Origin of the sequence: Pseudomonas sp. St290, from assembly GCF_018325805.1 — a bacterium.
Classification (GTDB): Bacteria; Pseudomonadota; Gammaproteobacteria; order Pseudomonadales; family Pseudomonadaceae; genus Aquipseudomonas; species Aquipseudomonas bijieensis.
In genome coordinates this window covers 1,771,646-1,792,735 of sequence record NZ_AP014703.1, presented here as the reverse complement: position 1 = coordinate 1,792,735, position 21,090 = coordinate 1,771,646, and the positions used below count along the sequence as shown (strand labels likewise).

General features: G+C 61.0%; 19 protein-coding genes. 4 read left to right on the top strand and 15 right to left on the bottom strand.

The window, feature by feature from the left end:
- Nucleotides 1-11: 11 nt before the first annotated feature.
- The 14 genes from flgK to PBDP_RS07785 form a co-directional block, all read right to left on the bottom strand.
- Nucleotides 12-2,078: a flagellar hook-associated protein FlgK gene (gene flgK / locus PBDP_RS07850; RefSeq protein ID WP_109751336.1), complete on the bottom strand. Its 2,067-nt coding sequence runs from the start codon at nucleotides 2,076-2,078 to the stop codon at nucleotides 12-14.
- Nucleotides 2,079-2,088: 10 nt separating this feature from the next.
- On the bottom strand, nucleotides 2,089-3,393 hold the full coding sequence (flgJ, locus tag PBDP_RS07845) for a flagellar assembly peptidoglycan hydrolase FlgJ (RefSeq protein ID WP_109751335.1): 1,305 nt from the start codon (nucleotides 3,391-3,393) through the stop codon (nucleotides 2,089-2,091).
- Nucleotides 3,394-3,403: 10 nt separating this feature from the next.
- Nucleotides 3,404-4,474 carry a flagellar basal body P-ring protein FlgI gene (locus tag PBDP_RS07840; RefSeq protein ID WP_162893896.1) on the bottom strand — a complete coding sequence of 357 codons (1,071 nt, stop codon included), beginning with the start codon at nucleotides 4,472-4,474 and terminating at the stop codon, nucleotides 3,404-3,406.
- A 45-nt stretch (nucleotides 4,475-4,519) separates the two neighbouring features.
- Nucleotides 4,520-5,215, bottom strand: coding sequence for a flagellar basal body L-ring protein FlgH (flgH, locus tag PBDP_RS07835; protein ID WP_212802058.1), 696 nt, complete (start codon nucleotides 5,213-5,215; stop codon nucleotides 4,520-4,522).
- A gap of 72 nt (nucleotides 5,216-5,287) precedes the next feature.
- Nucleotides 5,288-6,073 carry a flagellar basal-body rod protein FlgG gene (gene flgG / locus PBDP_RS07830; RefSeq protein ID WP_053146447.1) on the bottom strand — a complete coding sequence of 262 codons (786 nt, stop codon included), beginning with the start codon at nucleotides 6,071-6,073 and terminating at the stop codon, nucleotides 5,288-5,290.
- Between the two features lie 49 nt (nucleotides 6,074-6,122).
- A complete protein-coding gene (locus tag PBDP_RS07825; RefSeq protein WP_060738660.1) occupies nucleotides 6,123-6,860 on the bottom strand; it encodes a flagellar basal body rod protein FlgF in 738 nt (245 codons plus the stop codon).
- Between the two features lie 174 nt (nucleotides 6,861-7,034).
- The gene (gene rffA / locus PBDP_RS07820) at nucleotides 7,035-8,186 is read right to left on the bottom strand and encodes a dTDP-4-amino-4,6-dideoxygalactose transaminase (protein ID WP_116831744.1); all 1,152 of its coding nucleotides are present in this window, start codon (nucleotides 8,184-8,186) and stop codon (nucleotides 7,035-7,037) included.
- A 51-nt stretch (nucleotides 8,187-8,237) separates the two neighbouring features.
- Nucleotides 8,238-8,915: a metallophosphoesterase family protein gene (locus tag PBDP_RS07815; RefSeq protein ID WP_109751332.1), complete on the bottom strand. Its 678-nt coding sequence runs from the start codon at nucleotides 8,913-8,915 to the stop codon at nucleotides 8,238-8,240.
- The gene (locus PBDP_RS07810) at nucleotides 8,896-9,873 is read right to left on the bottom strand and encodes an ATP-grasp domain-containing protein (RefSeq protein ID WP_212802057.1); all 978 of its coding nucleotides are present in this window, start codon (nucleotides 9,871-9,873) and stop codon (nucleotides 8,896-8,898) included. Before PBDP_RS07810 ends, PBDP_RS07815 begins: the two co-directional genes overlap by 20 nt.
- A complete protein-coding gene (locus PBDP_RS07805; protein WP_109751330.1) occupies nucleotides 9,870-10,718 on the bottom strand; it encodes an NAD-dependent epimerase/dehydratase family protein in 849 nt (282 codons plus the stop codon). The genes PBDP_RS07810 and PBDP_RS07805 overlap by 4 nt, the downstream gene beginning before the upstream one ends.
- Nucleotides 10,715-11,443, bottom strand: a complete 729-nt coding sequence (locus PBDP_RS07800) for a class I SAM-dependent methyltransferase (protein WP_109751329.1) — start codon at nucleotides 11,441-11,443, stop codon at nucleotides 10,715-10,717. The genes PBDP_RS07805 and PBDP_RS07800 overlap by 4 nt, the downstream gene beginning before the upstream one ends.
- Before the next feature lie 45 nt (nucleotides 11,444-11,488).
- Complete coding sequence (locus PBDP_RS07795) at nucleotides 11,489-15,031, bottom strand: glycosyltransferase (RefSeq protein ID WP_212802056.1); 3,543 nt, start codon at nucleotides 15,029-15,031, stop codon at nucleotides 11,489-11,491.
- 52 nt (nucleotides 15,032-15,083) lie between these two features.
- Nucleotides 15,084-15,785 (bottom strand): WbqC family protein, encoded by a 702-nt coding sequence (locus PBDP_RS07790; RefSeq protein ID WP_109751327.1) that lies wholly within the window; start codon nucleotides 15,783-15,785, stop codon nucleotides 15,084-15,086.
- A gap of 123 nt (nucleotides 15,786-15,908) precedes the next feature.
- Complete coding sequence (locus PBDP_RS07785) at nucleotides 15,909-17,468, bottom strand: sigma-54-dependent transcriptional regulator (protein ID WP_212802055.1); 1,560 nt, start codon at nucleotides 17,466-17,468, stop codon at nucleotides 15,909-15,911.
- On the opposite strand from PBDP_RS07785, the gene PBDP_RS07780 reads away from it, so the two are divergent.
- From PBDP_RS07780 to PBDP_RS07765, 4 genes are all read left to right on the top strand, one after another.
- Nucleotides 17,467-17,655 (top strand): hypothetical protein, encoded by a 189-nt coding sequence (locus PBDP_RS07780; protein ID WP_212802054.1) that lies wholly within the window; start codon nucleotides 17,467-17,469, stop codon nucleotides 17,653-17,655. The two genes, PBDP_RS07785 and PBDP_RS07780, sit on opposite strands and share 2 nt — an antisense overlap.
- Nucleotides 17,656-17,802: 147 nt before the next feature.
- Complete coding sequence (phhA, locus tag PBDP_RS07775; RefSeq protein ID WP_053154874.1) at nucleotides 17,803-18,588, top strand: phenylalanine 4-monooxygenase; 786 nt, start codon at nucleotides 17,803-17,805, stop codon at nucleotides 18,586-18,588.
- A gap of 99 nt (nucleotides 18,589-18,687) precedes the next feature.
- Nucleotides 18,688-19,044, top strand: coding sequence for a 4a-hydroxytetrahydrobiopterin dehydratase (locus PBDP_RS07770; protein WP_109751326.1), 357 nt, complete (start codon nucleotides 18,688-18,690; stop codon nucleotides 19,042-19,044).
- Nucleotides 19,044-20,237 (top strand): amino acid aminotransferase, encoded by a 1,194-nt coding sequence (locus PBDP_RS07765; protein WP_212802053.1) that lies wholly within the window; start codon nucleotides 19,044-19,046, stop codon nucleotides 20,235-20,237. Before PBDP_RS07770 ends, PBDP_RS07765 begins: the two co-directional genes overlap by 1 nt.
- A 196-nt stretch (nucleotides 20,238-20,433) precedes the next feature.
- Here PBDP_RS07765 and PBDP_RS07760 read toward each other — a convergent pair whose 3' ends face one another.
- Nucleotides 20,434-20,997: an NAD(P)H nitroreductase gene (locus tag PBDP_RS07760; protein ID WP_116831739.1), complete on the bottom strand. Its 564-nt coding sequence runs from the start codon at nucleotides 20,995-20,997 to the stop codon at nucleotides 20,434-20,436.
- Nucleotides 20,998-21,090: the final 93 nt, after the last annotated feature.

Here is a 21,090-nt window from a genome sequence, read left to right as displayed (position 1 = left end):
GCTACGGCTCCTTAAAGACTGCTGATCAATGTGTTGAAGATTTGCTGCGCCGCCTTGATGATCTGCGAAGACGCCGTGTAGTACTGCTGGAACTTGACCAGATTGCCGGTTTCTTCATCCAGGTCCACGCCCGACAACGAATCGCGGGCGGTCTTGGCGTTGTCCAGGATCGCACCGGTGGCGGCACTGTCGAGCTTGCCCTGGGCGGCCTTGGCGCCGACGCCTTCCACCAGCTTGCCGTAGGCATCATTCAGGGAAATACCCTTGCTGGAGGAACCGGTGTCGACGGTCTTGGCAGTCTGCAAGCCGGCCAGGACGGTGCCGTTACGGTTGTCCAGGCTACCGGCCTGGCTGAGGCTGATATTGATGGAGGCACCGTTGGACGGGGCTCCAGCAATGGACATGTCGAACGTGACGGTGCGTTGCACCGGCGGTACGGACGAATCCATGATCGGGTTGCCACTGGCGTCCTTGAGCGGAACACTCAGGCTCAGGGTGTTGCTTTCGCCGGGCTTGATCGTCCCGCTGCTGATCGGGGAGCCCTTGGCATCGAGCAGTTGGTAAGCCTGGCTGGTGCCATCGGCGGACGTCGCGCCGAACACCACCTTGACCGGCATGGAGTTCTTGATGCCGTTCTGGATGATGGTCGTGGTGGCTGCGTCGTAGATGTCCAGCTTGGTGGTCATGCTCGGCTGGCCGCTGGCCGGGATGGTCAGCGTACCGCTGCCACCTGGCACGATGGCGGCACCCAACGGCGCGGCAATCGCCAGCCGCTTGGAGTCGGTCATCTCGGTCTTGATGTTGGCCGCAGCGTTTCGGGTCGGGGTGAGCCTGAACGAGTCGCCGGCGGCTGCGGTGCCGTTGGCAAACGTCATCGAAAAACCGTCGATCACCGGTGGCGGCGTGGTGGCGGTGTTGAACGCGCCCATCGAGGTGCCGTCGGGCAGGCGCTGGACGGTGTAGTCAGTGCCGCTGGTGAACGTCACCTTGTAGTCGTTGGTGGTCAACTTGCCGGAGTCTTCGATGGCGATGTTGAAGTTGCCGGAGCCAGCGCTGTTGTTCAACGAGGCGACGCTGCGCTGGCTGATCTGCGCGGCGCTGTTGATGTTGCTGAACAGGTTGGAGCCGAAGGCCCCGTTCATGTCGATGCCCGAGGCCTGGATGCTGTTCATCTGGTCGGCGACCACCAGGGCCACGCGCCCCAGCTCGTTCATGGCCGGGTCGAGCACGGTACTGCGGTAGCGCATCAGACCGCCAATTTCGCCGCCAGTGAGCACCGAAGTCAGGTCCATGGAGCTGGAACCACTGTTGAGTTGGATGCCAATACGCCCCGGATCGTTCTTGTCCGGCACCGCTTCCAGGGTATTGACGATATTGCCCATCACCAACGGCTGGCCGGAGCCCAGGTAGATGTCCAGGCTGCTGCCGTTCTCGACGACCTGGGTGCCGGTGAACGTGGACAGTTGGCGGATGGTTTCGCTGCGGGCGTCTAGCAGGTCGTTCGGCGCGCCGCCGGCGTTGGAGACCTCGGCGATTTTCTTGTTCAACTGCGCAACGGTGGCGGCCAGGTTATTGACCTGGTCGACCATGTTCGACAGGTTGCCGTTGATGTTCTGGCTCTGTTCCGTCAACTGGCTGGCAACCGAATTGAAACGGTTGCTCAGGGCCTGGGCATCGCTGAGCAGCAGTTGACGGGACGCATCGTCACCGGGCTTGGCATTGACGTTCTGCACCGAGGCGAAAAACTTGGTCAGTGCGCCATTGAGGCCAGTACCGCTGTCCGACAGCAGGGAGTCCAACGGGGTGATCTGTCCTTGGTAGGCCGCCGCGTCACTGTTGAGCGACGTGGTGGTTTTCAGTTGCGCTTCAAGATACGAGTTATACACCCGACGTACATCGGCCAAGGTCGTGCCGGAACCGATGAACACGTTGCCGTACTGATTCGACGCCTTGGTGGTCTGCACGGTCTGCTGGCGCGAATAACCGGCGGTATCGACGTTGGCGATGTTGTTACCCGTGGTCACCAACGCAGTCTGGCTTGCTGACAGACCCGACATCCCTATATTGAGCAAACTCATGGTTCAGACCTTATAAAGTCGTGGTGGCGCCTGCGGAAGCGTAGTTTTGATAACTCGTCATCTGCCGGGCTATGTTCGAAATCTTGCTGGCGTAGTGCGGATCAGTGGCGTAACCGGCTTTCTGCAACTCGCGTACAAACTGTTCCGGGTTATCGGCCGACTTCAACACATCTTGATAGCGACTGTTGCTTTGCAGCAGGTTGACCAAGTCGTGGAAGCTGTCGCGATACGAGGCATAGGAACGGAACTCGGCCGTCTCCTTGACCATCGCGCCATTGCGGAATTCGCTGGTGATCGCCCGCGCCGAATCGCCCTTCCAATTGGCGCTGGCCTTGATGCCGAACAGGTTGTGGCTGCTGCTGCCATCGGGCTGGCGCATGACCGATTTGCCCCAACCGGTTTCCAAGGCAGCCTGGGCCACCAGGTAACGCGGGTCGACACCGATGCGGTCGGCGGCTTCCTTGGCCATTGGCAGCATGGCGTTGACGAATTCATCGGCATCGCGGAAGGCCTTGCGCGCCGGGGCCAGCGGTGGCTGGGCCACGGCACGACCATAGACCTGCATGTCGCCTTTGGGCTCGGCAGCCTTGAGCGCGGCCAGCCAGTCGCCATTGGCCAGTTCGCCGGTGGCCGGCTTGACGGCGGCGATGGTGCGATCCGGCAGCAGGTTCTGTGCGGGCACATCGGTATTGGCCGACGCCGAAGGCACCAGGCCGGCGAGCAGACGGTCAGCCAGTTTCGGCGGCAAGGCCAGGCGGCGCTGGTTGAGCAATTCCATGTCGTTGCGGTGGACACCCTCGGCCCCTTGCGGCGCACTCACGGCCCGCGACGCCCACAATGGACGTTGGCCGCTGGTACGCGACAATGGACCGTCAGTAGGCAGGGTCCCGGCAGCCACCGGTGTCGGCACCGGTGCCTTGGCGACCTTGTCCAGCGCCTCTTGTTGCTTGGCAGCCGACAACGTGGCCGCCTCACCGGGCGCCAGCGGTTTGTTCTTGGACATCTGGCGCAGCAGCACATCGGCCAGGCCGATACCGCCGCCCTCGCGGGACATGGAAACGGCCAATTGCTGGTCGTACATTTCCTGGTATTGCTTGGCCTCGGGCGTATTCATGGGGTTGTCCTTGCCCAGGGCCTCGGTGGCCGAACGCATGGACTTGAGCATTTCGCCGAGAAACAGCGACTCGAATTCCTGCGCCACTTTACGCAGGTTGCCGTCGCTGTTCTTGTCGCCAACCTTGAGCTGGTTCAAGCGGTTCAGGTCCGAGTAGGAACCCGAATCCCCGCTGATCAAAGCGCCCTTGCGCATATCCATGGCTCGCCCCTCAAATCACGATCAGGTCGGCTTGCAACGCGCCGGCCTGCTTCAAGGCTTCGAGGATCGCCATCAAGTCGCCCGGCGCCGCGCCGACCTGGTTCACCGCCCGGACGATTTCATCCAAGGTGGTGCCCGGGCCGAACTTGAACATCGGCTTGGCTTCCTGTTCGGCATTGACCCGCGAACGCGGGACCACGGCGGTCTGGCCGTTGGACAGCGGCCCCGGCTGGCTGACGATCGGGTCTTCGGTGATGGTCACCGTCAGGCTGCCGTGGGTCACGGCGGCCGGAGATACCTTGACGTTCTGGCCGATCACGATGGTGCCGGTGCGCGAATTGATGATGACTTTCGCCACCGCCTGGCCCGGATCGACCTCAAGGTTTTCCAGGATCGACAGGTAGTCGACTCGCTGGCTCGGATCCAGCGGCGCAGTGACGCGGATCGAGCCACCGTCAATGGCCTGGGCCACGCCCGGGCCAAGCATGTCGTTGATCTTGTCGACGATGCGCTTGGCGGTGGTGAAGTCGGAACGGTTGAGGTTCAGCGTCAGGCTGTTGCCCTGGTTGAAACCGCTCGGCACCGAACGCTCTACCATCGCACCACCAGGGATTCGACCCGCCGACGGAACGTTGACGGTGATCTTCGAACCATCGCGCCCCTCGGCATCGAAACCACCCACCACCAGGTTGCCCTGGGCGATGGCGTAGACGTTGCCGTCGATACCCTTGAGTGGCGTCAGCAGCAAGGTGCCGCCGCGCAGGCTCTTGGAGTTACCGATGGACGAGACGGTGATATCCACCTGCTGGCCAGGCTTGGCGAACGCCGGCAGATCGGCACTGATCGACACCGCCGCGACGTTCTTCAGCTGTACGTTGCCGGAACCGGCCGGCACCTTGATGCCGAACTGCGACAACATGTTGTTGAAGGTCTGCAGGGTGAACGGGGTCTGGGTGGTCTGGTCGCCGGTGCCGTTCAGGCCCACGACCAGGCCGTAGCCGATCAACTGGTTGGAACGCACGCCGGAAATGCTGGCGATGTCCTTCAAGCGCTCGGCCTGAGCGGTAAAGGCCGCCGACATCAGCAGGGCTCCGATCAACAGCTGCTTAAGATTCAACTGGGCCACCTAGAAAGGGAACTTCGGGCTAAGGAAGAAACGGTCGAACCAACCCGGCTGACTCGCATCGGCAAAGGCGCCGGTACCCGAGTAAGTGATGCGAGCATCGGCCACACGGGTTGACGGAACAGTGTTGTCGGTGGAGATGTCATCGGCACGGACCATACCGGCGATGCGCACCAGTTCGTCGCCGGTATTGAGGGTCAGCCACTTCTCGCCCCGCACGGCAATGATGCCGTTGGGCAACACGTCGGCGACGGTCACGGTGATCGAACCGGTCAGGCTGTTGCTCTGGCCGGACTGACTATCGCCCTTGGTAGCCCGGTCGGCGCTGTAACCGGCGTTGAGGCTCAGGTCATTACTCCCGATCGGGTTGTTGGTGGTCAGGCTGGAGCCGAACAGCGAGGTCAGGCCGACGCTGGTCTCGCTGGTCTTGTCGATCTGCGAGTTGGCGTTCTTGCTGGCCTGGGTCCGCTCGTTCAGGGTGATGGTGATAATGTCACCGACCCGGAAGGCCTTGCGGTCGCTGTACAGGTTCTGTTCGAAACCGGCCTGGTAGATCGAGCCATTGTTGGCCGCAGCCGGCAACGGCGTACGCGGCAACACCGGGGCGTAATACGGGTCATTGGGCCTGGGTGTCGGTGCGACACAGCCCGCGAGTGCGGTGATCCCACTCAGTGCCAGAACAGATGCGAAGCGTTTCATGACCCTACCTCTTGGTGTTGCAGGCGACCCTGGGGCCGCCCTGTCTACGTAATGACGGACGTTGCGACGCGATTACAGGTTCTGCGTAACGAACGAGAGCATCTGGTCGGCGGTGGAAATCACCTTGGAGTTCATCTCGTAGGCACGCTGGGTCGTGATCATGTTGACCATCTCCTCGACGGTGCTCACGTTGGATGTTTCCAGGGTGTTCTGCAGCGTGGTGCCGAAACCGTTCAGGCCCGGGGTGCCGACTTGCGGCGCGCCACTTGCGGCGGTTTCCAGGAACAGGTTGTTGCCCACCGCTTGCAGGCCGGCCGGGTTGATGAAGTCGGCGGTCTGCAGGTTGCCGATCACCTGGGCGGCCGGGTTGCCCGCCACGGTGATGGATACGGTGCCGTCACGGCCCACGGTAAAGGTCTGGGCATCGTTCGGGATGATGATGGCCGGCTCCAGGGCGAAACCGCTGGCGTTGACGATCTGGCCATTGGAGTCGAGGTGGAACGTACCGTCACGGGTGTAGGACGTGGTGCCGTCCGGCTGCAGGATCTGGAAGAAACCGCGACCGTCGATGGCCATGTCCAGCGGCTGCTCGGTGGTTTGCAGGCTACCGGCGTTGAAGTTTTTCTGGGTGCCGACGATGCGTACACCGGTACCCACTTGCAGGCCCGACGGCAATTCGCTGTCCTGGGTCGACTGGGCACCAGGCTGGCGTTTTACCTGATACAGCAGGTCCTGGAACTCGGCGCGATCACGTTTGAAACCCGTGGTCGAGACGTTCGCCAGGTTGTTGGAAATGGTCGTCAGGTTGGTGTCCTGGGCGGACAGACCTGTTTTGGCAACCCATAGAGCCGGAAGCATTCGATTCTCCTCGTACGCCTGTTTTTCGGCGCGACGCTTTAATTAATGGTTAGATCTGCAAGACCCGAGCCATGGCCTCGTCGCCTTCTTTGGCGGTGTTCATCATCTTGACGTGAAGCTCGAACTGCTTGGCCAGGGCCAGCACCGAGGTCATTTCATCCACGGCATTGACGTTGCTCGCCTCCTGGAAGCCCGACACCAACTGCACGTTGGCATCGATGGGCGCCGGCTGGCCATCCTTGGTACGGATCGAACCGTCCAGGCCCTTGGTCATGTTCTTGAGATCCGGATTGACCAGCTTGATGCGGTCCACTTCAGCCATCACGCGCGGGCCTTCGCCCATGGCGCGGATGCTGATGGTGCCGTCCTGGCCGATTTCGATTTTCTGCTCGGGCGGCACGGCGATCGGACCGCCGTTGCCCATCACTGGCATGCCGTTGCCGGCCCGCAGCACGCCCAGGGCGTCGACGTTGAGGCTTCCTGTGCGCACGTAGCTTTCGCCGCCGTCAGGGTTCTGCACGGCCATCCAGCCTGGGCCGCTGACCGCGACGTCGAGGTCACGACCGGTTTCCACCAGCGCCCCCGGGGTGAAATCCGTGGCAGGCCGTTCGGACAGGGCAAAGGCCCGCGCCGGAAAGCTGTCGCCAAACACCGGCATCGAGCGAGCCTGCTCCAGGTCTTTCTGAAAACCATTGGTGGAGATGTTCGCCAGGTTGTTGGCATGGGCCCGTTGCGCCAGTGCGTTCTGGCTGGCGCCGGTCATTGCCACATAAAGGTACTTGTCCACTGTCGTTCCTCTGCATGCCGGACGTTTGCCGCCCACTGCTGTGTTGCACAGCCTTAAGCAATTTGCAGACCAACTTTTTTCTGGCGGGCCCAGGCCCTAAAAACAAAGGGCTCTGGGTATTCAGGGGGCACTGTCGAGTTGTGTCGAAGACGAAAAACCGGCGGTGTCATGCCGCTAAGTGGCAAGGCCTGCCAAAGCACTGCCGAGAACATCCACCACCCGGTCCTGCTGCTCAGTGGTCAAACCGAGCCACATTGGCAAACGCAACAGGCGCTCGGAGTAACCATCAGTGATATCCATCGAGCCGTGCGCACGCCCATAGCGTGCGCCCCCAGGCGATGAATGCAGCGGCACGTAATGGAACACTGCGTAGATTGCGTGGCTCTTGAGTACCTCGAGAACAGCCTGGCGCTCCACTCCAGGGGCGAGGAGTACGTAATACATGTGCGCGTTGTGCTGGCAATTTTCAGGCACTATCGGACGTCGCAATACCCCTTGCCGCTCAAGCCCTGCCAGAGCCGCATGATAATTGTCCCAGATCGCCAGGCGGCGATTGGTGATGGCTTGAGCGTCTTCCAACTGGGCCCAGAGGAAGGCCGCGGTCATTTCTCCGGGTAGAAACGAGGAGCCCACCTCTTGCCAGGTATATTTGTCCACCTCGCCCCTGAAGAATCGACTGCGATCGGTACCTTTCTCCCGGATGATCTCGGCTCGCAATGCCATGACTGGGTCATTGGCCAGCAAGGCCCCGCCCTCCCCCGAAATGACATTCTTGGTTTCGTGGAAGCTGAACGCCCCAAGGTCACCGATACTGCCCAGCGCTCGGCCGTTATAGGTTGACATCACTCCTTGCGCAGCATCTTCGACCACGGCCAGTCCGTGCTTGCGCGCAATGGCCATGATCGTGTCCATCTCGCAGGCCACACCGGCGTAATGGACAGGCACGATCGCCTTGGTCCGTGACGTGATCGCCGCCTCGATCAGGCGCTCGTCCAGGTTCAGGGTATCGGGACGTATATCGACGAAGACTGGCACCGCGCCACGCAATACGAAAGCATTGGCCGTGGAGACGAAGGTATAGGAAGGCAAGATGACTTCGTCGCCCGGCTGGATGTCCAGCAGCAAGGCCGCCATTTCCAGCGCAGCGGTACAGGAGTGGGTGAGCAATGCCTTGTTGCATCCCGTTTGCGACTCCAGCCAGCGGTGACAACGCTTGGTGAATGGGCCATCACCGGCGAGCATGTTGCCGAACTTGGCCTGGGCAATGTAATCCAGCTCTTTGCCGGTCATATACGGGCGGTTGAATAATATCGTTTCATTGCTCATTGCAAACTTCCCTGGGTGGGCATGGTAATTAGTGGCGCACAGCACAAAACCTCAAACCGCACTGATCCGGCCACCTATCTGACTGCCTGTATCAAGATTTTCGTAGAAGTACGGGGTGAACCCGGCCCTCTGCATTGCCTGCTGGGTTTCACCAATATCGTATTCAATCCGATGCAGGGCGAAGACTTCACCGTCCCAGGTCGCGAAACCTGCCCGCGCATCACCATCACGTGGCTGGCCGACTGAACCGGGGTTGCAATAGACCTTGTCCTCGCCACGCCACAAGTACTGGACATGGGTATGGCCGGATGCGAAGTACCGGCCAGGCAACGGCGCGAAATACGCTAGTGATGGCCGCACATATTCATCCAGCGGATCGTTCCAGCCGCCGTGGACAATGCTCAATCCATGCTGGATCGAGCGCTCCGGAAGCGATCCCAACCAGGCCAGGTTCCGCGCAGTGATGATGCCCTGTTGATAGTCCAGGCAAGCATTGGCGCTATTGGAACGGGGGCATCGCTCATTCCTGGCCAGATACCAGTCATGATTGCCCATTACGGAGAAGATGTTTCGCTCGCGCAGGGCCTCGCAACACTCGTTGACTTGGCTGTAATAACCGGCCGTGTCACCCAGACAGATAATCTGCGACACACCCAGTTCATCTAGCTTGGCAAGCACTGTCCGCAGGGCACTGTAATTGCCATGTACGTCAGAAATGATTCCGATCATAGACAATGAAATCCTCTATATAACGAACAGCGAAACCACTACGAATGGTTGTCTGGGCCGGTGTCTTGCCATCGAGGTAGTAATCCAGGCACATGGCGGCTTCGTTGTAACCAAATGCGCGACGTATCGAACTGGTCGAGGATATTCGTGGATTGATCTCAAGCAGGCTCCAGGAGCCGTCGCTGCCACGCCGGAACTGCAAGTTGGTCGGCCCCACCGGTTTGAAGGCACGGCACAGTCTGCTAACCACCTGGTCCAGTGAGTCATCCTGGTACACCCAAGCCTTGGCGGTGGAGCCGTCTGAGGCCAGCTTGCGCTGGAAAGCGATGATCGGCCCCGTGTCGCCACGGCCATCGCCAAACGCTGCCACGGTGAATTCGTCGGCCGCGCTGCCAATGATGGGTTGCGCCATGAGGTAATCACCGAGCAGTGCCGCGTGAGGCGTAAAATCACGCTCGTCGCGAACCCAGACCAACCCTTTGGAGGCGTAGCTTCTACGCGGTTTGAGCAGAAACGGCAGGCCCAGGGCAGCCTTGAGTGAGTGAAAATCACCCGACAGCAAGGTAGGAATACGACTGGCATCCTCCAGCGCCAGCAGCGCCTGGTGCATCGCCCACTTATCCTTGGAAAGGTCGATCAACTCCTGGTTGTTGAGCACGACCTGACAATCGAATGCCGCCAACAACGCACGGTTGTCCGACAGCCAATGGACATCCTGTTCAATCCCGGGAATCAGCAGGTCAACCTTGTGCCTGGCCAGCGTATCGCCCAACCACTGGCCGTAGCCTGGGTCAGCGGTCAAAGGGGCCTGCACGAACACATCGCTCCAGCCGCGGCCGACAGCGTCGTCGTAGATATCCGTGCCGACCAGCCGAACAGAGGGGGCCTCCTCGCGCAACGACTTGAGCAGGCCGTAGCCCATGATGGCGCCTACGCCAGTCACCATGACGGTCTTCATGACAGATTCTCCCGGTGCGCCCTCATCAGCTCAAAGCCCCGGCGAACATCTATTCGCGGAGTAAAACCTATTTGCTCGTACAGCTGATGCGCGCAGTCAAAGGGCGGCAGATCGGGAATATCGCTTTTTTCCGGTAGGAAGCGGACATCCACCGGCTTGCCAAACGCCTCGAATGCGGCCTGGGCAATTTCGGAAAGACGGAGAGATTCGGGATGGCCGCAGTTGTACAAACCAGCAACGCCCCGTTCTGCCAGCCGCGCGCAAACCTCGGCAAGATCACTCAGATGCACGTAGTTGCGCCTGGCGTCGTTGCTGCCATACAGCTCGACGGTTCGCCCTACCTGCGCCTTGTCGGCGATGGCGTATAACAACGGCTGATGAAGTCTGCACTGCCCACCGTCATCGTAGACCTGACTGATACGCAGGACAGTCAACGCCATACCGCGTTCCTGGCAATACAGGCTCGCTACTTCCTCGGCATGGCGCTTGGACAGCGAGTAGATGCCAAAGTAGGGATCCGTCGTCTGGTCGCAGGCCGAACGCGACGACAACAAAATAAAATGACGCGCCCCGCATTGTTCGGCCAGGCGGCAGGCCGCCAATGCACCGACACTGTTGACCAGTTCGGCGCGAACCAGGTCATCTGGCTGACGGCCGCCGAAATCGGCAGCGGCCAGCACGACGACGTCGAAGTGCTCGTCGCAAGCGCAGGGCACCGGGCTGCTCAAGTCAAAGGTGATATCCGCCTCCCGGCGCCCCGCCAACTTGACCGGCCCACAGCGCGACAACGCTTGGGCGACCGCCTTGCCTACGACCGAGGTACTTCCGATGACCAGGCTTTTCATAAATCGGCGACTGTCGCTTCGAGCATCAGCGCACAACTCAGCTCTGGGTAATCGATGCCCACGGTGCACATGGCTTGAATGATGTCCGGGCCCAAGTTCAAGTCTTTCAATTGTCCAGTGGTGAAGGGCTTGAGAAACACACCTTCCTTGCGCACTACCTGGAGCCCGGCGGCTTCCAGTTCAGCGGTCAAGGTCTGTAGCGAGTAGCTGCGCACATGACCCAGTTCCAGATCGCCACGCCCCAGCGCCATCATGTCGTCAAGCAGTCCGGCGGCATGACCGAACCGCCGATGCAGGGACTCGCCATTCGGCACCAGCACGAAGCAACGACCACCCGGTGCAAGAAAGCGCTTGAACCTTTGCAGTACGGTTTGAGGGTCATCGACATGTTCAAGGACAAACCCCATCACGATGAGATCGAAACGCTTGTCGGTGTCGAATGTCTCGAAATAACTTTCGACGACCGCAGCCGTATTGTCCGGGTACTGGGCCTTGAACTGGGCGATCACCGATGCGGAGCCATCGATGACTGTGTGTTCACTGAAGAACTGCGAGAAGCGGTGGGTGCTGAAACCATGGCCAACACCGAGTTCCAGCAGGCTTTCCCCCTGGGTACACAGCGCCATGATGCGTTGGGGATACCAATTGAGAATGATGTTGTTGTCATACGAGTAGCCAAAGCTGTCGCTGTAGGCCGCGATGAAGGTATCGAGATCGTTGCTCATGTCACATGCACTCCGCTGGGCGGCCAAGGTAGTCATTAGTACACATCAATCGGCCAACCAGGCCCGTCGCCAGGCGTCCAGGCGCTCGCCTTCGAGCAGCCACTGCGCCCGCACCGTCGACTGCAAGGCATCCCCCAGCGTCGCGGAGGCCTCACGGTCTTCCAGATGCAAGCGAATCGCCCGAATCCAGTCTTGCGCCTCATTACTGACCCGGGACAACGGCAATACCTCGCCGCCGACAAAACCCGGCACCCGGCTGCAAATGACCGGATGGCCGCACGCGGCATGCTGCAGGACACGCAGGTCACCCGAGCAGGCATTGCCCAGGGTTTCAGCCATGGGTACCAGCGCAAGATCCAGATTCAAGGCTGCCATGGCCCCAGCCAACTGCTGCTGCGCGACAGCTGGGTGCAGTTCCTTCAGAAAAGGCTGCAGTGACGCGGGGCACTCGCCGAGCACCACCCAGTCAACTTCGCCAGCGAACGCGGGCAGCACGTCGGCCAGCAGTTGGGTATCCTTGCCGCCCAGCCAGCCCAGGCGCGGCTTGGCCCCCGTGCGGCGCTTGCTTTGTACACGCCCCCAGGCGGCCGGCAGCAGGGTTTCCAGCACGCGGATGTCGTCATGCTGGCCCTGCAACAGCTCGGCCAGCGCCGGCGTGGGGACCAACACCCGATCAGCATGCAACATCCCGAACCGCAGGCGCTCCAGCAGCTCATCGGTGGAGTAATCGCCTTTCAATTCCATCTGCGGCAGATAACCGTCCAGATCGTAGACCGTGAACGCCTTGGAAAACGCTCTCAAGCGGCTCAGGGCCAATAGCCCGGCGTCATCCAGAGGGCGCTGCAACACCACGGTGGTCGGCGCCAGGCGTTCGATCTCCACCGGCGACAGCAAACTCGAAACAGCCGCGCCTTCGATCTGCCCCGTTTCAAGCAATGTGCTGAACGGCTGAACCAGTCGCGAGTATGCCCCCACCTGCTGTTCAGTGACGCAGACCAGCACCCTTGGCACGCTGCCTTGTAGCGGATACCAGCACAGGTCGGTGTTTTCCCGGGCAAAACCCTCGCCGGCGCGCAGCGAAAAGTTGGCATTGTAGGCAGGGTCGCGGGCCAACTGCGGCAACCAGCGCGCGAGCATGGCGTCCTCTTGCTCGCTACTTGCACGGGTATCTGGCACAGCGTCGATTAACAGACGTGCGTAAGGCGTCCAGACGTTCAGGTAACCCGCCTGCTGCAGCTTCAGACACAGGTCAACGTGTGCCCAGGGCGCCAGCAACGGATCGGTGTCGAAGCCATCGGCCTCAAGGAAAAGCGCTCGCCGCAGCATCAGGCATTCACCGCCCACGGCGGAGCAGTTCTGCTCAAGCTCAAGCCGTCCCATGTAACCCTCCGCCAGGGACGACAAGCCTTCAAAAGCCCGACCGACAATCCCCCCCTGCCCCAACACCAGGCCCGCCTGGCGTATGCGCCCCTGGCTATCCTGCAGCTTGCCTCCCACGGCGCCGACTTCCGGGCGCTGGGCATGATTGAGCAAAGCTTGCAGCCACCCTGGCTCAAGCACAGTGCTTTGCGCATCGAGCCAGAGTAGATACTCGCCACGTGCCTCCTGCGCCGCCGCATTGCACATGGCCGCACGAGACTGCCCCGGCATGAATCGCAACACCTGGAAGCGGCCTTCCCCCATCTCCTCGACCAGCCCCAGCCACTCCAGCAACGCGGGGTCGTCGCCGCCCGGCTCAATCAGCAAGACTTCGAAGTCCACAGCATTGGTCTGTATCAACAGGCTTTCCAGGCAACGCTGGAACTGTCCCAATTGTCCATCCAGGTAAATCAGAATACTGACCGAGGCCTGCCGCTCGTGGCCATAGTCGATGCGATAGCGGCCCGGCTCCTTTTCCAGTGCAATCGCTTGCGCCTGAGCGTAGCCACGCTCTTGCAGGTGCGCATCAATGACCGCCCGCTCATCAGCGCATTGTGACTGCCGCACGTCGTTGGCGATCAGCAGGGGTTCGCTGACATGTCCGATACTCGCCACCCCGTGCTCGCTGATCAGGCGCAGTTGGTAGGCCAATTCAAAGGCGTCACCGCAAGCATTGTCAAAACCGCTCAAGCGCACCAGCGACTCACGGCGGTACATCCAGTGCCGGGAAAGACTGGCCGGGAACGCCAAGAGCAGATCCAGATTCAGATCGGGCCGCAACGAGAGGTTGACCACCCCTCCCATGCGCAGCGCCTCGTCGGCGTATACCGCCAGGCAACTGTCAGGCGCTTCAAGCAGATTCTGAGCCGTCACCAGCAACCCCGCCGCGACAAACTCCTCCCCCGCCTCGACCAACATGAACCAGTCGCTCTGGACGCTCTCGAGCAAACCATTGATCGCGGCCGCAGGTAGCTTCGGATCACACGCCAACCATTGAACGTTGGCACGTCCCGGGTCAGCATCACCCATCACGCACACATGGATGCGTTGGTACAACTGTCGATCCAGGCTGTCCAGGGTGTGAGCCAGGGCCAATTGATTGCCGTCATCGCGAACCAGGACCGTGAAGGCAGGTGCCGCCGGGTTCGCCAACCGTTCATTGACCAGACGCAACTGCTGCGCCGTAGGGTAGCGTTGGCGCAACCAGTCGAGCGCCCCCAGACGGTTGCCGACCGCCTCACGAGCGGCAGTCGCCTGGGTTTTGGCAATGAATACGTCCAGTTGCTGCCAGAAAGACGCGGTGCGTTCAACGTAACGTTGCAGCGCGTCACCGAGACTTGCCCGCGCATGTCCCAACGGGTCCGGCTGATCGAGCATGGCAAAACCGACACTGCCGAAGAAACTGGTGTCGAGCAGTGGCTGGTCGACGCCATGCCCCGGAATGAAGATCACCGGACAGCCACACAGCACGGCCATGACGCAGGTCATTGACCACTCGTAGCTGTACATCACCTCGGCATTGCGCAGCAGCTCGGCCAGCTCAGGCAGGGCCAGGGGATTGGCCATGCTCAGCAGACGGATATCCGCCGGCAGTTGCGAGTAGTCGATCTGATCCAACGGGTGGCGGTTCTGGTAGAGATAGCTGCCCTTGCGCACGGCGCCAGCGCCCACCGTCGAGAACATTTCGATATCGATCGCCGGCAGGCACAGCAAATCACCGTCATGGTCGCCACGGTGCTCGGCGAGTCGGGCTGCGTAATAGAAAAACAAGTCGGTGGGCGCGGCGTCCATGCCTTTTCCCGTGAGAAACCCCTCGAAATTCAGTAGGAAACGCGCCACGACCGAACAGTTGAGCGGATTGCCGGGGAACACCTCGGGATAAACCGCGATTGGCACCTTGCCCGCGGCGATATGGCGCTGTTTGATTGCCGAATTGATCACCGGGGTCTTGAGGTTTGGATTGACTACCTCGGTGCCGCAGATGTAGGCCTCACGCCCACTGAGATTGAGCATATGGCAGAGGTAGTGCAGCGAGACGACGCCCGACGACGATTCACGGTAAGCAGGCGCCAGGAAGTAGTAAGGATGCTCGGGTTTGGCATACATCAGCCGCAGACGCGCCAACGCCTGTTCGAACGAGTAAGCGTCCATCTGCGAAAGGTTCGACATCGGGTGCAGTCTCCAGAATCAAGTCAAAAGGGTTGTCAGTGGCAAGGCCCGCTCAGGCAGCCCTTTTATTCAGAAAAGCCGATGCATCCGCGCCGGTATTGAACAACAGGTCGATGACGCTGACCGCGTGCTGGAAGTCGCCGTACACCTGCGGATACTCGGGATAGCCGGCATAGCTCATGTACGACACGGCAATCCCTTCGGCGGCGAACGCCGCTTCGTCGAGGTAGTGACTGGCCGCCGGCCCAGAGAGGTATTCGTTGGCCCCGAGGGCCTGGCATAGATGGATCAGGCGTTCATTCTTGCCCTCTACGCCCCCCAGATCCTCGGAACGGTGAAGCGGCGTATGGATGCCCAGCAGGGGGCACAAACCGGCGATGAACAGGTGGTTGATGCGGGACAGATGGGTGAGGTCGGCAGCCTGCTCGTAGAGCGCGCGAATCGGCGCCTCCATCTGGGTAAAGCACGGTGCGCGCCGGTAGCTCTGCTCAATGGTCTTCCAGTGCGCCGCGGCCCAATCCGGGCTGCTGACCTGGACTTCGTTGATCAACTGTCCGAGACGGCCCTTCTTCCTGACCGCAATACTCAGCCAATGCTCACCCTGGGCAGTCTTGATCTTGTTGCGGTTGCGCCAGTCACTCCGGGTGTACTGGACATCGTCGTACAGGATGAACGCGTCGACGCTGCGGATCAGATCGAAATAGCCCTTCCAGGGAATGTAATTCGACTGCACCACAGCTATCTTCTTTTGCATCCTGAACCTCACATACGCAGCGGGAATCGGGGCTCTGCCCTTGTCAAAAAATCGCCACCAAATATGAATAAGCGTGGACAGTTCTCGATGTAGCAAATCCCATACCAGCGAAAACAATGCCCGCTAAGGCGCAGCCTTGCCCACCTCGTACTCCCGCAACTTATTGGCGATGGTGGTGTGGGAAACCCCCAGCCGCTTGCCCAATTGCCGACTGCTGGGATGTTCGGAGTAAAGACGTTCCAGCACCGCTTTCTCAAAACGCCCAACGATCTCGTCCAATCCGCCCTCGAGGGAAAAATCGCCAAGGGGTTGGCGCACACCATAGTCCGGCAGGCGAATATGCTCGGCCTTCACCGTCCCGCCGTCGCACAGGGAAACGGCCTGGAACAACACGTTTTCCAACTGCCGGACGTTGCCCGGCCAGTGGTAGTGACTCAGACGCTCCATCGCCGCCGGCGCCAGCCTGGGCAGCGCACAGCCGATCTGGCGGCTGGCCTGGTCGAGGAAGTGCTCCACCAGCGGCGCCAGGCCATCGAGGCATTCGCGCAGCGGCGGGATGTGCAAGGAAAGGACGTTCAAGCGGTGGTACAAGTCCTGACGGAATTCTCCCCGGGCACAGAGTTCGGACAAGTCCACCTGGGTAGCGCAGATCACCCGGACGTCCAGGTACACCTCTTCATCGCTGCCTACGCGACGGAAGCAACCGTCCTGCAGAAAGCGCAGCAGTTTCACTTGCAGGCGCGAGCTCATCTCCCCGACGCCATCGAGGAACAACGTTCCCCCGGCAGTCAGTTCCAGCAGGCCAAGCTTGCCTTCGGCCCGGGCACCTTCGAAAGCACCGGGGCCGTAGCCGAACAGTTCGGTCTCGGCCATGGACTCCGGCAACCCGGCACAGTTGAGCGCCATCAATGGCGATTGCCCGCGCGGACTGGCCAGGTGACAGGCGCGTGCCAGCAATTCCTTACCGGTGCCGGTTTCGCCTTCTATCAACAGCGGCGCGTCCAGCGGTGCCATACGCCGGGCCTCACGCACTACCGCCGCCATCACCTTGGAACTCTGGAAAATACTGTCGAAGCCGCGAAGCTCCTGTTTGCGCACGTTATAGATTCGCTCGCCGACCCGGTCGGCCCGGTGCAACGTCAGTACCGCGCCGGCCATGGCCTCGCTGTCGTCGTGCTCCGATTGCAACGGGGCGATGTCGGCCAGGAACACATCGCCCTTGACCTTGACCCGCAGCCCGTTGATCCGCGACTGGTTGGCGCGCACCAGTTCAGGCAAATCGAAATCCTCGGCGTAGCGGGACAGTGGAATCCCGGGCACCTCGTCCACCCGCACCCCGAGCAACTGCGCCGCCGCCCGGTTGGCCGCGACGATGGAGCCGCCCATGTCGATGGACAGCACCGGAAACTCCAAGGCACCGAGCAGGGCATTGAGCTCCATGTGCCGACGCTCGCTAGGCATTAATCCTACGCGCTTGACGCCAAATACCCCGGCGATGCCTTCGAATTTCGGACGTAGCGCCTGGAACTGAATGTTGATCAGGTTCGGGCAATGCAGGTAGATCGCGTTGCCATGCTCACCCCCGACCTCGCCCCGGGCAACGTTGATGCCGTACTCCACCAGCAGGTTGAGGATGTCTCGCAGGATGCCGATGCGGTTTTGGCAATGGACTTTGATGCGCATGAAAAGGCCCGATATCGATGTGTATGCAAGCATGGGGAGGAGGTTGCTGCGCAGCCAGCGCAAGCAAGCTTCCTCGCCACAAGGTTTTCTGCATGGCAGCGCAAATAAACGTCAAGATTATGTGACAGCTGTAGGCCATTTCCCAGCTGAAAATCTCGACAACACTGGCACACCGCCCAATACGTAACGAAAACTTTACGAATTTATGCCTTTATCGCAATCCATCCCTTCGTCTGCCTGCTGCACACATCCCTGCTTCGAGTTATCTCTAATGCATCGCTGGACATAAAAACAAACAGCCTTCCCCCCTGAGGGAAATCAGCAGGAGAGCAGCATGAAGCAGACGCAGTACGTGGCCCGCGAGCCCGATGCGCAAGGTTTTATCCACTACCCCGCCGAAGAACATGCGGTGTGGAACACGCTGATCACCCGCCAGCTGAAAGTCATCGAAGGCCGCGCGTGCCAGGAATACCTGGACGGCATCGACAAGCTTGGCCTGCCCCACGACCGTATCCCGCAACTGGGCGAAATCAACAAGGTGCTGGGCGAAACCACGGGTTGGCAAGTCGCCCGGGTGCCGGCCTTGATCCCCTTCCAGACCTTCTTCGAACTGCTCGCCAGCAAGCAGTTTCCGGTAGCGACCTTTATTCGTACCCGCGAAGAACTGGACTACCTGCAAGAACCTGACATTTTCCACGAGATTTTTGGCCACTGTCCGCTGTTGACCAACCCCTGGTTTGCCGAATTCACCCACACCTACGGCAAACTCGGCCTACAGGCCTCCAAGGAAGAACGCGTCTATCTGGCGCGCCTGTATTGGATGACCATCGAGTTCGGCCTGGTGGAGACCCCGCAGGGCCGGCGTATCTACGGTGGCGGCATCCTGTCTTCGCCCAAGGAAACCGTTTACTGCCTGTCGGACGAGCCTGAACACCAGCCTTTTGATCCGTTGGAAGCGATGCGCACGCCATACCGCATCGACATCCTGCAGCCGGTGTATTTCGTGCTGCCCGAGCTCAAGCGCCTGTTCGACCTGGCCCACGAAGACATCATGGGCATGGTCAAGCGCGGTCGGGAACTGGGCTTGCACGCCCCGAAATTCCCACCCAAGGCAGCGTGAACCGCGTCTTTTAATCTCAATTGAGTCTGTTGCACAACGCGGCTTTGCTTTAGCGTGGGTGCATCGACGTTTTTCAAATATTCGATCCAGGAACACACCATGAACACTCTGAACCAAGCCCATTGCGAAGCCTGCCGCGCCGATGCCCCGCAAGTCAGCGACGAAGAACTGCCGGCGCTGATCAAGCAGATCCCCGACTGGAACATCGAAGTGCGCGACGGCGTGATGCAGCTGGAAAAAGTTTTCCTGTTCAAAAACTTCAAGCACGCCCTGGCCTTCACCAACGCCGTCGGTGAAATCTCGGAGGCCGAAGGCCACCACCCAGGCCTGCTCACCGAATGGGGCAAAGTCACCGTGACCTGGTGGAGCCACTCCATCAAGGGTCTGCACCGCAACGACTTCATCATGGCCGCCCGCACCGATGACGTGGCCAAGACCGCCGAGGGCCGCAAGTAATGCATTTCGATGCCATCGGCCGGGTACCCGGCGACCCGATCCTCGGCCTGATGGAGGCCTACGGCGCGGACAGCAATCCGAGCAAGTTCGACCTGGGCGTGGGTGTCTACAAGGACGCCCAGGGCCTGACGCCGATTCTTCAATCCGTGAAGCAGGCCGAACAATGGCTGGTGGATCGCCAGACCACCAAGACCTACATCGGCGGCCATGGCGACCCCGCGTTCGGCCAGTTGATCAATGAACTGGTGCTGGGCACCGACTCGCCGCTGATCAGCGCAAAGCGCGCTGGCGTCACCCAGACACCGGGCGGCACTGGTGCCCTGCGCCTGAGTGCCGACTTCATCGCCCAATGCCTGCCTGGCCGTGGCGTCTGGCTGAGCAATCCGACCTGGCCGATCCACGAAACCATCTTCGCCGCGGCTGGCGTCAAGGCCAGTCATTACCCTTATGTGGGCGCCGACAACCGCTTGGATTTCGAGGCGATGCTGGCGACCCTGAACCAGGCGCCCAAAGGCGATGTGGTGCTGCTGCATGCCTGCTGCCACAACCCCACCGGCTTTGACCTGTCCCATGAGCAATGGCGCCAGGTGTTGGAAGTGGTACGCAGCCGCGACCTGCTGCCGCTGATCGATTTCGCTTACCAGGGCTTCGGCGATGGGCTGGAGCAGGACGCCTGGGCAGTTCGGCTGTTTGCCGATGCGTTGCCGGAAGTGCTGGTCACCAGTTCCTGTTCGAAGAATTTCGGCCTGTACCGCGACCGCACCGGTGCGTTGATCGTCTGCGCCCGGGACGGTGAAAAACTGCTGGACGTGCGCAGCCAACTGGCCAACATCGCCCGTAACCTGTGGTCGACGCCGCCGGACCATGGAGCGGCTGTGGTGGCGACCATCCTCGGCAATCCGGAACTCAAAAGCCTGTGGGCCGATGAAGTCCAGGCCATGCGCCTGCGCATCGCGCAATTGCGCAGCGGCTTGCTGGAGGCCCTCGAACCCCATGGCCTGCGCGAGCGCTTCGCCCATATCGGCGTGCAACGCGGGATGTTCTCCTACACCGGCCTGACGCCGGAACAGGTCAAGCACCTGCGCGAACGCCACAGCGTCTATATGGTTGGCACCGGCCGGGCCAACGTCGCCGGCATCGACGCCACGCGCCTGGACCTGCTGGCCGAGGCGATTGCGGACGCGTGTAAATAACGCCACCGTCGGCTGTTGATTTTATGGCGAGGGAGCTTGCTCCCGCTCGGCTGCGCAGCAGTCGTAAACAGGCCTGGCGCGGTGTGCTTGGAAGACTGCGTTGTTCCACTGGGGGCGGCTTCGCCGCCCAGCGGGAGCAAGCTCCCTCGCCACAGTGGATCAATCCAGCCTCAAGCAATCCGCTGCCCTTGCGAGGTTACGCGCCCGTCCACTCGCGGACAAACTGCCCGACATCTTCCTGCGGCGCCGTACGCGCTTCTTTCTGCGGCGTGCCGAGGTAGAGGAAGCCAATGACCTCTTCCCCGTCTTCAAGGCCAAGCCCCCTGGCCACATGCGGCGAGTACGCCAGCTCACCGGTACGCCACACGCCACCAATCCCTTGGGCATAAGCCGCCAGCAGGATGCCATGGGCCGCACAGCCGGCCGCCAGCAATTGCTCGGATTTAGGGATCTTGAAATGGTCCTGCAGACGGGCAATCACCACCACGACCAGAGGCGCGCGCAATGGGCCATTGAGGGCCTTTTCCACGATCGCGTCCGGTACCAGCGGGTCACTGAACCGCGCCGCTTCGGCCAGCAGCTCGCCCATGCGATGCCGCGCCTGCCCTTCGACCGTCAGAAAACGCCATGGGCGCAACTGGCCATGATCCGGTGCCCGCATGGCCGCGGCGAACATGAGTTCGCGCTGTTCGGACGTGGGGGCCGGGTCTACCAGGCGCGGGACGGAAACACGGTTGAGCAAAGCGTCGAGAGCCTGCATCGGCCACCTCCTGAAAGAATGTCCGGCTATTCTAGTGGCTGTTTGACGAGTTCGTTAGTTCAAATTCCGTTGCCACGCGCCCACGCCCCGCAA

Bases quoted from the DNA above. Each gene is read 5' to 3' on its own strand.
- flgK (WP_109751336.1), bottom strand. From the start codon at position 2,078: ATGAGTTTGCTCAATATAGGGATGTCGGGTCTGTCAGCAAGCCAGACT.
- flgJ (WP_109751335.1), bottom strand. From the start codon at position 3,393: ATGGATATGCGCAAGGGCGCTTTGATCAGCGGGGATTCGGGTTCCTAC.
- PBDP_RS07840 (WP_162893896.1), bottom strand. From the start codon at position 4,474: ATGTCGGCGGCCTTTACCGCTCAGGCCGAGCGCTTGAAGGACATCGCC.
- flgH (WP_212802058.1), bottom strand. From the start codon at position 5,215: ATGAAACGCTTCGCATCTGTTCTGGCACTGAGTGGGATCACCGCACTC.
- flgG (WP_053146447.1), bottom strand. From the start codon at position 6,073: ATGCTTCCGGCTCTATGGGTTGCCAAAACAGGTCTGTCCGCCCAGGAC.
- rffA (WP_116831744.1), bottom strand. From the start codon at position 8,186: ATGAGCAATGAAACGATATTATTCAACCGCCCGTATATGACCGGCAAA.
- PBDP_RS07815 (WP_109751332.1), bottom strand. From the start codon at position 8,915: ATGATCGGAATCATTTCTGACGTACATGGCAATTACAGTGCCCTGCGG.
- PBDP_RS07810 (WP_212802057.1), bottom strand. From the start codon at position 9,873: ATGAAGACCGTCATGGTGACTGGCGTAGGCGCCATCATGGGCTACGGC.
- PBDP_RS07805 (WP_109751330.1), bottom strand. From the start codon at position 10,718: ATGAAAAGCCTGGTCATCGGAAGTACCTCGGTCGTAGGCAAGGCGGTC.
- PBDP_RS07800 (WP_109751329.1), bottom strand. From the start codon at position 11,443: ATGAGCAACGATCTCGATACCTTCATCGCGGCCTACAGCGACAGCTTT.
- PBDP_RS07795 (WP_212802056.1), bottom strand. From the start codon at position 15,031: ATGTCGAACCTTTCGCAGATGGACGCTTACTCGTTCGAACAGGCGTTG.
- PBDP_RS07790 (WP_109751327.1), bottom strand. From the start codon at position 15,785: ATGCAAAAGAAGATAGCTGTGGTGCAGTCGAATTACATTCCCTGGAAG.
- PBDP_RS07780 (WP_212802054.1), top strand. From the start codon at position 17,467: ATGAAAAGGCCCGATATCGATGTGTATGCAAGCATGGGGAGGAGGTTG.
- PBDP_RS07785 (WP_212802055.1), bottom strand. From the start codon at position 17,468: ATGCGCATCAAAGTCCATTGCCAAAACCGCATCGGCATCCTGCGAGAC.
- phhA (WP_053154874.1), top strand. From the start codon at position 17,803: ATGAAGCAGACGCAGTACGTGGCCCGCGAGCCCGATGCGCAAGGTTTT.
- PBDP_RS07770 (WP_109751326.1), top strand. From the start codon at position 18,688: ATGAACACTCTGAACCAAGCCCATTGCGAAGCCTGCCGCGCCGATGCC.
- PBDP_RS07765 (WP_212802053.1), top strand. From the start codon at position 19,044: ATGCATTTCGATGCCATCGGCCGGGTACCCGGCGACCCGATCCTCGGC.
- PBDP_RS07760 (WP_116831739.1), bottom strand. From the start codon at position 20,997: ATGCAGGCTCTCGACGCTTTGCTCAACCGTGTTTCCGTCCCGCGCCTG.